Origin of the sequence: Microvirga sp. GCM10011540 (assembly GCF_042650665.1) — a bacterium.
Taxonomy (GTDB): Bacteria; Pseudomonadota; Alphaproteobacteria; order Rhizobiales; family Beijerinckiaceae; genus Microvirga; species Microvirga lenta.
The window spans coordinates 1-10,996 of sequence record NZ_JBHSBQ010000101.1; the positions used below are offsets into that span (position 1 = coordinate 1).

Annotated in this window: 10 protein-coding genes; 5 read left to right on the forward strand and 5 right to left on the reverse strand. The window is 61.1% G+C overall.

Annotated elements, in window-relative coordinates:
* The first annotated feature begins 613 nt into the window (after positions 1-613).
* Complete coding sequence (locus ACFOYU_RS15755; RefSeq protein WP_377034319.1) at positions 614-1,342, forward strand: Crp/Fnr family transcriptional regulator; 729 nt, start codon at positions 614-616, stop codon at positions 1,340-1,342.
* 797 nt (positions 1,343-2,139) lie between these two features.
* On the opposite strand, the gene ACFOYU_RS15760 is transcribed toward ACFOYU_RS15755, so the two are convergent.
* On the reverse strand, positions 2,140-4,329 hold the full coding sequence (locus ACFOYU_RS15760; protein ID WP_377034320.1) for a histidine kinase dimerization/phosphoacceptor domain -containing protein: 2,190 nt from the start codon (positions 4,327-4,329) through the stop codon (positions 2,140-2,142).
* Positions 4,330-4,885: 556 nt separating this feature from the next.
* On the opposite strand from ACFOYU_RS15760, the gene ACFOYU_RS15765 reads away from it, so the two are divergent.
* On the forward strand, positions 4,886-6,310 hold the full coding sequence (locus tag ACFOYU_RS15765) for a sensor histidine kinase (protein WP_377034328.1): 1,425 nt from the start codon (positions 4,886-4,888) through the stop codon (positions 6,308-6,310).
* A 78-nt stretch (positions 6,311-6,388) separates the two neighbouring features.
* Here ACFOYU_RS15765 and bluB read toward each other — a convergent pair whose 3' ends face one another.
* Genes bluB through queE form a run of 4 tightly spaced genes read right to left on the reverse strand, consistent with a single transcriptional unit; the run spans position 6,389 to position 8,811 of the window.
* Positions 6,389-7,084: a 5,6-dimethylbenzimidazole synthase gene (bluB, locus tag ACFOYU_RS15770; protein WP_377034321.1), complete on the reverse strand. Its 696-nt coding sequence runs from the start codon at positions 7,082-7,084 to the stop codon at positions 6,389-6,391.
* 17 nt (positions 7,085-7,101) lie between these two features.
* Positions 7,102-7,815: a 7-cyano-7-deazaguanine synthase QueC gene (gene queC / locus ACFOYU_RS15775; protein ID WP_377034322.1), complete on the reverse strand. Its 714-nt coding sequence runs from the start codon at positions 7,813-7,815 to the stop codon at positions 7,102-7,104.
* Positions 7,802-8,179 (reverse strand): 6-pyruvoyl tetrahydropterin synthase family protein, encoded by a 378-nt coding sequence (locus ACFOYU_RS15780; RefSeq protein WP_377034323.1) that lies wholly within the window; start codon positions 8,177-8,179, stop codon positions 7,802-7,804. Before ACFOYU_RS15780 ends, queC begins: the two co-directional genes overlap by 14 nt.
* Positions 8,179-8,811, reverse strand: a complete 633-nt coding sequence (gene queE, locus ACFOYU_RS15785) for a 7-carboxy-7-deazaguanine synthase (RefSeq protein ID WP_377034324.1) — start codon at positions 8,809-8,811, stop codon at positions 8,179-8,181. The genes ACFOYU_RS15780 and queE overlap by 1 nt, the downstream gene beginning before the upstream one ends.
* Before the next feature lie 637 nt (positions 8,812-9,448).
* Here queE and folP point away from each other — a divergent pair.
* From folP to folK, 3 genes are all read left to right on the forward strand, one after another.
* A complete protein-coding gene (gene folP / locus ACFOYU_RS15790) occupies positions 9,449-10,264 on the forward strand; it encodes a dihydropteroate synthase (protein WP_377034325.1) in 816 nt (271 codons plus the stop codon).
* Positions 10,261-10,629, forward strand: coding sequence for a dihydroneopterin aldolase (gene folB, locus ACFOYU_RS15795; protein ID WP_377034326.1), 369 nt, complete (start codon positions 10,261-10,263; stop codon positions 10,627-10,629). Before folP ends, folB begins: the two co-directional genes overlap by 4 nt.
* The coding region (folK, locus tag ACFOYU_RS15800; protein WP_377034327.1) for a 2-amino-4-hydroxy-6-hydroxymethyldihydropteridine diphosphokinase at positions 10,622-10,996 on the forward strand (375 nt) is incomplete at its 3' end. The genes folB and folK, both read left to right, overlap by 8 nt.

A 10,996-nucleotide genomic window follows, 5' to 3' on the forward strand; every position in this document is an offset into this window, starting at 1 on the left:
ACGTCGACTTGCCGCAACTTGGCGACAATCTCCTCGGCCGTGTGTCTCTTCTTGCTCATTCTCTTTCGTCCTCCATTCGGCTCGAAAGCCATACATCAGGGAGGACCACTTTTGTGGAGGCAGGCCAACCGAGCCGCCGGATACGGTAAAGCTTGGGTAAGCTCCGCTGCCTATGTGAGCGGAAAGCGGACGGCTCACCCTGAAGCCGAATTGCTTTCCCAAACTGCTGTTTCTGTCAGCGAGCCCTGTCCCCCCGGCAGGGCTTTCCTTTTGTCGGCCAGCAAGAATGCATTTACCGCTTGTGTGCATTCTGATGCCGGAACGGGAGTGTTGCGTAGGCCTGTTCCTCGAAAGGAGCCCCGCTCGGTCTGCCCTGGGTGGGGCTCCTTTGTTGTTAGGTTCACTGTAGGTGTGCCTCTATTCGCTTGCCTCATGGCAGCTGGTGGGCCAAGGCCCGGCGAAGGTCGGGCCCTTTCTTTTGCGCTACGCTGAAACAGCGGCCCTGTTCCGGGGTTTCGTCTTTAGGGTGCCCACAGTCCGGTAAGGTGGGCAGCGGACGCCTGATGAATTGGAGCAAGTTGGAAAGTCGGCCAACAAACCGCGAGCACCTGTTATGGCACAGGTTCCGGGCGCAACCCGTCATCAAGCCAATCGGATTTTGGCGGCGCTTGAACCAGCGGATTTCGCCTACCTGGAGCCTCACCTCGAAATTGTGGACCTGCCGCGCGGCAAGGTTATCTATGACGTGGGGGAAACGATCCAACACACCTTCTTCCCTCATGATGCTATGGTGTCACTCGTCACGCTCATGGAGGATGGTACGTCCGCCGAGATGGCGGTGTTTGGTCGGGAAGGTCTGTTCGGTCTAGTCAGTGCGGTTGTATCTCGACAGGCCTTCGGGCGCTATGTTGGGCAGGTGCCTGGCACAGCTTCCCGGATCAATCGTGATCGGATGCAGGAGGCGATGGCATCCCGGCCTGGAATCCAGCAACTGGTTCTACGGTTCACGGAGGCACTGATGGCGCAGATCCTCCAGTCCGTGGCCTGCAATGCTGCTCACACTGTCGAAGCTCGATGCTGTCGCTGGATTCTGAGCACGCATGACCGAGTGGACCAGGATGACCTGCCTCTCACCCACGAATTCCTATCCGAGATGCTGGGGGTTCAGCGATCCACCGTCAGCACTATCGTGCATACGTTACAGGAGGCAGGGCTCATCAGTCAGCGTCGGGGGCTCATCTCTATCGCAAGCCGTGCTGGTCTCGAAGAAAGGACGTGTGAGTGCTATGCGATCATTCGCCGAAAGTACGCGCAGGTTTTGCCCCTGACCTATCAGCGCTAGATTAAATTTACCGCCTGTTAACCACACTGGAGCAACCATGCTTGGGCTGGTGCAGCTCAGGGCTTCAGCACTCTCCCACAAGGCAGACGAGGCACGGATGTACCGCCTCGTTTCGCTTTGGGGTGCAGGCAAGTAGCGCGGTAAGAGTCTCGTAACCACACCCCCAAACCAACGTGATCCTATCGCAGCCTGCGGCGTTCTCCGTGTGCTGAAACGGGAGAAGACCGCCCATGACCATTCTTGATCCGATCTCCGGCAACCAGGTCACGATCGACGTCTCGGGCAAGCCGCGCCGATAAGCCGCCGCATGTCTAACCTCTACCGGATAGAAACCACCGAAGGTTTCCCAGTGGGCTCTTGAACAAAGACACGGTTCACCTGTTTCGATCCTGACAAGCCCGAACGAGAGAGCAACAGCCTGTGTGACACCGACATTGGTGATGTTTATCGGAAACCACATGGGCAGTAGCGGGGTGTCTGGACGTGGAGTATGACCGTGAGTCTTCCTGGCCATCGCCTTCCCTCTCCGACAAACGGTAAGGAGGTTCTTGAAGATCCGGGCGTTTCTCGACATCGCATCCGAGAGGCTCGCTGTCCGGCACGACGGGGACAACGAGGTCGAACGAGGGATCTTGCCGCCCCCGGGTCGGAGGCTTGGTATGACATCAAATGTCTTCTCAGGGTCAGCACGTAATGTTGAGCGGGCCAAACGAGAGTCTGCTCACGCCGATAAAGCGGAAATTCGGATAAGGTCAGTCCGGTGCCAAGAGCTGCCATTTACTACTGATCCGGCCCTCTCAGTGCATCTCCGAGTCCGCACCCACAGGGACCGTGAGCGTAACGGTAGTGCCTGGTAGTAGGGTCTTCACCTCAAGCTCACCGCCCAGTTGGGCAGACAAGGAGCGGATCAGCCGTGATCCCAGGCCGTTTGTTGGTGCGTTCTCCTGCATCCCCACCCCGTGATCCCTGACAATCAAACGGAGAGTTCTCTGTCCTTCCCGCCGAACCGTCACGTCAATCGGTCCCGGTTGCCCGGCATAGGCATACTTCACGGCATTCGTCAGAAGCTCTGTCAGAATAAGCGCCAGAACAATGGCTTGGTTGGTGGGGACAAGAACATGGCTTGCATGAACCTTGATCTGCCCAGTCCAGGAGCCTCCCCATGCCTCAAGCAGACCATCGCGCAACTCTTCAACATACGAGCCAAAGTCGACGCTCTGGATGTGGTCGGACCGCCACAGGCGCTGGTGGACGGTGCTGATGGCCATGATCCGCCGGGAGGCCTCCTCAAACTGGGCCTTGACCTGAGTGTCTGAGGTTTGCCGCGCCTGAAGACTGAGCATCGAGTTGACGAGCTGAAGGCTGTTCTGAACCCGATGGTTGACCTCCTGCATCAGCAGGTCCTTCTGGGCGAGAAGCGCCTCCTTCTCCGAGAGGGTCCGCCGGAGCTGCACATTCAGCTCTTCCACCGCGCTCCGCTGGCGCAGGTCCGCGATGGCTCGCACAAATCGCCTTGCCCCCTCGATCTCCGCGGTCGACCAGGATCGAGACTGGTGCCGAACCGTCTCCTTCCAGACCTCAAACGACTTGCGCGGGGTCAGAGCACCCGGTTCCCCACCAGCCTCAACGGGCTTGTGAGGATTGCCAGCCCAGTTGATCGTTTCGATGTGCTCCATCCGAAACCACATCAGCACGACCGGCGTCTCATGAGACACGACAGCCGCCAGGAGCCCGCTCGCCTCGGCGGCAAAGGCTTGCGCCGGCTCGTAACGCTGGACAAGGCTATTGGTGCTAATCCGGCCTGACGGCGAGGAGCTCATCAGCCATCCTGCGAGTTCTCGGGTTTGGGCCTCTGTGGGCGTGTGGCCGACCCGACTGATCGTGTTCCCACTCAGGATTGCGGCTCCATCCGCAGCAACAAGCTTTCGGATCTCGTCCAGATATTCCTGAAGACCGCGCTCAACGGATGGTGCTCTTGCCAGAGTGCCGAGCAGCTCATCACGGGCGGTTGTCAGGCGCAGCTCCTGCCGGTGAAGCTCGGCCTCCCCTCGGGCCTTCACCTGCTGACTCAGGATCTGTCCGACGTGCTTACAACTTTCCCGAAGCTCGTAGGGCACGAGCCTTGGAGAGGTGTGGTGACACGCGATCAGTCCCCACAAGGCGCCATCGACAACAATCGAGACGGACATGGATGCCGCAACATTCATGTTCCTGAGGTACTGGATGTGGATGGGCGAGACGCTTCGCAGCGCGCAGTCACTCATATCGAGGGGTTTGCCGGTTGTGGGATTGAGAGCCGGCGTGAGCGGGGCTGGCGTGTAGCCTGCGTCTGGGATTGCCCGGATCAGGTTCTGGAGATAAAGCGCCCGGGCCTGCTTTGGGATGTCAGAGGCTGGGTAGTGGTGGTTGAGGAAGGTGTCGAGCTCGTCACTCTTGTCTTCTGCGACCACCGAGCCGGTTCCCTCGTCCAGGAAGCGGTAGATCATCACCCGGTCGAACCCCACCAAGCGGCGAACCTCCCGGCTTGCGACCTGAAGAACGCTGCCGAGATCCGGCGCGGCCTCCAGCGTAGTGCTAATTCGGCGAACCTCCGCCAGCATCTGAGCGGCAGTCAGAGGCTTCGGTGTGCTGGGTTCGAGTTCCAGGATGAGGACCCCGTCGCGCCTGTGGGCGATGAGATCGAGCCGTTGATCTGGATCATCCGGGGCTGAAAACGACCCGAGATAGAGGGGCTCCGGCAGGTCCAAGCTTGAGGAGGAGCGGATTAGGGAGGCTGCATCGGCGCCCAAGGCAACTTCGATGCCCTCACCCAAAAGCTGGTCGATGTCCCGTCTGACAAACCTCTTGGTCTCACCGGCAGCTTGGAGGATGGACAATGTCGCAGGATCCAGGGTGAGCAGGATGCCGTGCGGCTGAATTGAACCAGGAATGTGGATCGGCTCTCGATCACAATTGGTGAGGTCGAGGGAGGGTGTAAGTTCAGCCATAGCGGGAAGCTACACCAATGATCTATATCAAGCCACTGCGCGGCGCTCGCTGGCTGTCAGGGCACGTTGCACAGTAGCAAATTTGAGGCAGCTCGCGTGCTCATCACCCGGCGGTAACGTCCGTCGAAAGGTCCGCAGCGGGTCAGGCACGGTAGTTCCCTTGCCCTTCAGGACGTCCGGTATTCGCTGCCAGAGCTGACACTCGGTTTACTTCCGCCTCGTGCCATTTTCAGACATTCCGAGTACATGAGCGAGATATCGCCTGAGACCTTCTATGGGGCAGCAGTCCGCGCATTCACCATGAGATTTGAAAAGACGGGACCCGACACTTAGTTTGTCTGTTCCCTCAATTCTCCCACCAAAGCCGATTCACATGACCGACGGACTACGCCACCCGATCCCGGCTGCACGCCCAAGCGCCGACTGTGGCAACAAAGAGAGTTTCCTGCGCGGCGGCGGCGAGATGGGCGAACTCATCCGGGCCTACGACTGGACATCGACCCCGCTCGGACCACCGGCTTCATGGCCGCAGACACTGAAGACCAGCGTGCGCCTGATGCTCAGCACCCATCATCCAGTCTTTATCTGGTGGGGCGAGGATCTCATCCAGTTCTACAATGACGCTTACCGGCAGACCATGGGGCCGGAGCGCCACCCCAGCGCCTTGGGCCAGCGCGGGAGGGAATGCTGGGCCGAAGTCTGGGACCTCATCGGCCCGCAGATCGAGTACGTGATGGCTGACAAGGGAGCGACTTGGCAGGAGGAGCAACTCGTACCAGTGACGCGGCACGGCCGAAGGGAGGACGTGTGGTGGACCTACAGCTTCAGCCCCATTGATGACGGCTCCCGCCCCAGCGGGGTCGGCGGAGTGCTGGTGCTGTGCAACGATGTGACCCACCGGCGAACGGACGCCCGGCTTGTCGAAACCCAGCGGCGCCTGAATGCGGTGCTCAACAATGCCTCGGTGTCGATCTTCCTTATGGATGACAGGCAACAGTGCGTCTACATGAATGCGGCCGCTGAGAAGACGACCGGGTACACCCTAGAGGAGGTGCAAGGCCGTCCCCTGCACGACGTGATCCATCACACCCGGCCTGACGGCAGCCATTTTCCTCTGGAGGAGTGCGCAATCGACCGCGCCTTTCCCGAAGACAACCAGATGCAAGGCGAGGAGGTGTTCGTCCACAAGGACGGCAGCTTCTATCCCGTGGCTTTTACGGCCAGCCCGATCCGGGACGCTGAGGCCACCACAATCGGCACGATCATCGAGGTGCGGGAGATCAGCGCCGAGAAGAAGGCGCAGGAGCATCAGCGCATTCTCATCAATGAGCTAAACCACCGGGTCAAGAACACGCTCGCAACTGTGCAGTCCCTTGCCGCCCAGAGCTTTCGCGGCATCAGCAAGGACGAGCAACCCAGCATCAAGAGCTTTGAAGAGCGCCTATTCGCCTTGGCTCGTGCTCATGACGTGCTGACCCGAGAGAACTGGGAGAAAGCGGAGCTGGGCGAGATCATCGAAGAGGTGATCGAACCCTACAGCCGGTTAGGATCTCGCATCGAAATCAACGGATCGGCCATTGCCCTGCCACCAAGCACGGCCCTTGCGCTAGCCATGGCTGTACATGAACTGGCCACCAACGCCGGAAAGTATGGCGCACTCTCGGCTCCATCCGGCCGAGTTGCGGTTACATGGAGGGTCACCCCAGGCGATCCTCCGCACCTGGCGCTGCGCTGGCAGGAGCGGGATGGACCTGAGGTGCCGGCGCCGACCCGCAGGGGATTTGGCACTCGGCTGATCGAGCGCATGCTGGCCAACGAATTGTCCGGGGAGGTTGATCTAACCTTCGAGCCCACGGGCGTGGTCTGTTCCGTCAGGGCGCCACTGGCGGGAGCGACCTTCCTCCAGCCGAAAAGGATGGACAAGGCTCGCCTTATGGCCTGCGGGTGTCAGACCACATTGTGCGCCTGTTCAGGCAAGTGACCCTGAACGCTCTTGCGTATGAAGCGCATGTGGCGCCCCTCCCGTGGAAGGCGTCGAAGACCCTATCGGGTCTTGTAGTTAGCGCTCCAAGCGGCACACGCTTGGCATGCCCCTCTGCTCCCAGCCTGCTCGCTCCAGAGCAGGCACATCCTGCTCACTATCCGGGTAGCCAAGGCACAAGTACCCGATAAAAGTCCAAGCCTGCGGCACGTCCAGGGCCGCCACGACTTCCTTCGGATCGAGAATTGACACCCACCCAAGGCCCACGCCTTCAGCTCGGGCGAGAAGCCAGAGCGAATAGATCGCCATCACCGCCGAGTACCCGACCGTCTCGGGCATGGTGCGTCGGCCCAAGCCATGCCCCCGTACCGTCGAGCGGTCCGCGAACACAGCGACGTGACAGGGTGCTTCGTCGAGTCCCGCAAGCTTCAGTCGGGCATACCGGGCCGCACGCTCCATCGGCTGGGATGCCAGGGCCTCCGCATTGCACCTTTCGAAGTTCGTCCTGATCGCCGCCCGACGCGCAACGCTGTTCACCACAACGAACCGCCATGGTTGGCTCAGCCCAACGGTAGGCGCAAGGCACGCGAGATCGATCAGACGCTCCAGTAGGCTATCCGGCAACGGGTCGGGCCGGAAGCGCCGCACGTGCCGTCGCCAGACGAGCAGGTCCTTGAGCCTTACCCTGAACCCATCGTCGAACGATGGGACTTCGCGCGGCGCACCAGGATCGCAGACATCAACCAAGCCTGCCTCCGCCAAATTCTCACCCATGATGAGCCCTTGACCGGTCAGCCCTTCTGCCGGGAGTAACGCTGCCATCCGGCTGACCGCAAGCGGCAGGCGTCGCATTCGCCACAACCAAAGCCCCAGTCGTGCCCGGTTCTACGATCCCCGTTGTAACAGGTGTGCGTTTCCTGCACGATCAGCTCCACGAGCGCGTCCCCGCCCAGTGATCGTGCGAGTGCCCAGGTTTCGGCCTTGTCGATCCACATCAGCGGCGTCTCGAGCACCAGCCGTGAGTTCATGCCGAGATTGAGCGCGGCCTGGAGCGCCTTGATCGTGTCGTCGCGGCAGTCAGGATAGCCGCTGAAGTCCGTCTCGCAGACGCCCGTCACCACGCGCTTCAGGCCACGTTGGAAGGCGACGATCGCCGAAAAGGTGAGAAACACCAGATTGCGCCCGGGCACGAAAGTCGACGGAAGCCCGTCTGCACGGCTACCGACCACCGGCAGATCCGCAGTCAGAGCGCTCACGCTCACCGCGCCCAGCACGTCGAGCGGGATCACCCGATCCGGTCCGAGGCGGCTGGCCCAGAGCGGCGACAGGCGGGCAAGTGCCTGCCGGATCGGCTCCCGGCACTCCATCTCAACCACATGCCGCTGACCGTATGAAAACCCGATTGTCTCCACCCGCTCATAGCGCGACAGCGCCCAGGCCAAACAGGTGGTCGAGTCTTGTCCGCCTGAAAAGACCACGAGAGCGGAGGAATCAGCGGCGCTCATGGTCTACCGGCGCGTGGTAGGTGCAGGTCTCGCCGCAGCTATCGCGGTAGATCGTCACCCTTGCGACCGGCCCGACATGCTGGACGCGCTCGAAGATGAAGCGGGTGATATTCTCCAGCGTCGGCCGCTCCAGCCCCTCGATCCGGTTGAGGAACTTGTGGTCGAGCGTCCGGCGCATCTCCGCGAGCTTGCCCTCGAGCAGGCCCAGGTCGATCAGCATGCCCGTTTCGGGATCGGGCAGGCCGCGCACGGCGACCTCGGCCCGGAAGGAGTGGCCATGGATTTCCTCGCTGGCCGCCCCAAGGGTGGTGCCGGTCAGCGTATGGGCGGCTTCGAAGTTGAACGACTTGGTGAATTCCCACATCAGCGGATTCCCAGATACTTGTGTGTTTGGAGGCTCAGCCGCCATTGCGGATGGGCCAAGCAGTGCTCGACAGCCCGGGCCGTGTTCGCGGCCTGATCCGGTCCATCCATCGGCTGAAGCGAGAACCGTTCGAAGGACAAGGAGGCAAACCGCTCGGGTGGGGCATCCTCCTGCGGGAAAACCAGCTTCAGCTCATGGCCGGCTCGGATCTTGAGATCGGTGCTGCCTTTCGGGCTGACGCAGATCCAGTCGAGCCCCGGCGGGGGCTCAATGGTGCCGTTTGTTTCGACTGCGATTGTGAAGGAGCGGCGGTGAAGCTCATCGATGAGAGCCGTGTCGACCTGGAGCAGCGGTTCTCCGCCTGTCAGCACCACAAGCCGGTGATCGGTCCCGGGTCCCCAAAGCTCCTCAATTCGGTGGCACAAGTCGGCGGCGGTGGCGTATCGCCCGCCAAAGGTCCCGTCGGTGCCCACGAAATCCGTGTCACAGAACCGGCAAGCAGCCGCTGCGCGATCGCTCTCCCGTCCGGACCAGAGATTGCACCCGGCAAAGCGGCAGAAGACGGCTGTCCGGCCGGCTTGGGCGCCTTCACCCTGAAGCGTCAGGAAGATCTCTTTGACGGCGTAGCTCATTCAGGCCTCGTTTGAGAGCTTGCGCCCACCACTTGGCTGCTGGTCTGCGCCGGTCCGGCCGGAAGGCATCCGACTGTGGAGCTGTCGATGATGTCGTGAGACACGCTAATGAGCGCGGTGTAGGTTCGAATAGGGTCCAGCTCCTTCCTGTAGCGCGAGCGACAGTCGAAGGATACGAGATGCGTGGGAGTTCGCTCAGCCACGACCTTGTGCGCGAGCGCGACGGAAGCCAGTCCGCCGGAACAGATGACGAGAGTTTTCACCAGAGCTCCTTGTTTTGACCGGGTAGGCTGCGACCGGATCGGCTCACGTGCCGATGAACGTGAAGCAAATGGAAGAAATGAACGCGTGGTCTCACCAAGCGCTCACCCCATCAGCTTCTGCGGGGCATAAACGACAACTCCTGTGCGCATGTCAATGAGAATGCATTCCATCACAAAAGAACTTCATCAGGGCTGTTACAGTGGTTACGTGCAGGACGGCTGATGAACATCCTGTTCGGGGCCGCGGATGTCCCGGAATGTGTTGTGATGGCTGGTTGGTTTCGACCCTTAACTCGAGCTCTCCTATGAACGAGATATCGACTTCTGGTGCAAACCGCGACAGAAGGAGACTCTTTCCTGATCTGAAGTGAGCTATGACTGCGATCCTGAACGACCTTGGCACACGCACCCTGATCATGGGCGTCCTGAACGTCACGCCTGACTCGTTCTCGGATGGCGGCCTGTTCAGCGATCATGCCACTGCGGTCAAGCATGCCTGCGCGATGGAGCAGGCAGGCGCCGACATCATCGACATCAGCGGGGAATCCACGCGCCCGGGCCATACACCTGTGGGAGCCGAGGAGGAGCAACGGCGGGTCCTGCCGGTCATCCGCGACCTTGCTCCCGTCCTGACGGTGCCGATCTCAATCGACACCTATCGGGCGTCCACCGCCCGAGCCACCCTTGCGGCAGGGGCCAGGATCGTGAACGACATCTGGGGCCTTCAACGTGATCACGACATGGCTGCGGTTGTGGCGGAGCACAATGCGCATGCAATTATCATGCACAACCGGGCCGAGGTCGATGCTTCGCTCGACATCATGGCTGACATGCTGCGCTTCTTCGAGCGCTCCCTGGCTCTGGCTCGCCAGGCTGGCATCCCGGATGCACGCCTGATCCTTGATCCCGGCATCGGCTTCGGCAAGACGGCCGATCAGAACCTTGAGGCTCTCCGCCGCCTGCCGGAACTGAAGGCGCTGGGCTTTCCGGTACTCGTAGGGGCATCCCGCAAGTCTGTCCTGAGCCGCTTCTATGATCCCCAGGTATCACCGCGGGATCGGCTCTTTGGTACCCTCGGCGCGCATGTGGCGGCCGTGAGCCGCGGCGCCGACATCGTTCGGGTCCACGACGTCACGGCTCATGTGGAGGCATGCCGTGTGGCTGACATCCTGCTGAGGACGCTGCTATGAGCGACACGATCACGCTCTCCCGCCTGGCGCTCTATGCTCACCATGGCGTTCATGCCGAAGAGGCCCGTCTGGGGCAGCGCTTCTATGTTAGCCTGACCTGCTCCCTCGATCTGAAGCCTGCCGGGCAGGCGGACGATTACCGGCAGACCGTCTGCTATGCGAGCTTGGCCAAGCTCGTTCATGAGATCGGAACCACGCGCCGCTTTCATATCATCGAGGGGTTGGCTGAGGTGATTGCCGCAGCCGTGTTGGATGGGTTCCCGCAGATCACGTCCGTGACCGTCCGGGTTGAGAAGCCCGAGGCTCCAGTGCCCTTCATCCTCGACGGTGTTGCGGTTGAAATCCGGCGATCCCGCCATGGCTAAGGTCGCACTCAGCCTTGGCAGCAATCTGGGCGATAAGCGCGGCAACATTGCCAAGGCGCTATCTGCTCTGGATGAGGGTGGCGCACGGATTGTGGCGCGCTCTGCGGACTACCGCACGGAGCCCTGGGGTCCCGTTGCTCAGGACTGGTTCGTCAATGCCTGTGCCCTGGCCGAGACGGATCTCGCGCCTGATGACCTTCTGGCCCTGTGCCTTCGTGTGGAGCGGAAGCTTGGGCGGATCCGGGAGGTTAAGTGGGGGCCGCGGGTCATCGATATCGATATTCTAGCCTACGATGATCTTGAGGTGGACAGTCCTACTTTGACGCTTCCCCATCCCTACGCCGCGGAACGCGCCTTTGTCCTTAAT

What these genes read in the sequence shown, in the direction of transcription:
- ACFOYU_RS15755 (WP_377034319.1), top strand. Translation starts at nt 614, where the DNA reads ATGGCACAGGTTCCGGGCGCAACCCGTCATCAAGCCAATCGGATTTTG.
- ACFOYU_RS15760 (WP_377034320.1), bottom strand. Translation starts at nt 4,329, where the DNA reads ATGGCTGAACTTACACCCTCCCTCGACCTCACCAATTGTGATCGAGAG.
- ACFOYU_RS15765 (WP_377034328.1), top strand. Translation starts at nt 4,886, where the DNA reads ATGCTCAGCACCCATCATCCAGTCTTTATCTGGTGGGGCGAGGATCTC.
- bluB (WP_377034321.1), bottom strand. Translation starts at nt 7,084, where the DNA reads ATGGGTGAGAATTTGGCGGAGGCAGGCTTGGTTGATGTCTGCGATCCT.
- queC (WP_377034322.1), bottom strand. Translation starts at nt 7,815, where the DNA reads ATGAGCGCCGCTGATTCCTCCGCTCTCGTGGTCTTTTCAGGCGGACAA.
- ACFOYU_RS15780 (WP_377034323.1), bottom strand. Translation starts at nt 8,179, where the DNA reads ATGTGGGAATTCACCAAGTCGTTCAACTTCGAAGCCGCCCATACGCTG.
- queE (WP_377034324.1), bottom strand. Translation starts at nt 8,811, where the DNA reads ATGAGCTACGCCGTCAAAGAGATCTTCCTGACGCTTCAGGGTGAAGGC.
- folP (WP_377034325.1), top strand. Translation starts at nt 9,449, where the DNA reads ATGACTGCGATCCTGAACGACCTTGGCACACGCACCCTGATCATGGGC.
- folB (WP_377034326.1), top strand. Translation starts at nt 10,261, where the DNA reads ATGAGCGACACGATCACGCTCTCCCGCCTGGCGCTCTATGCTCACCAT.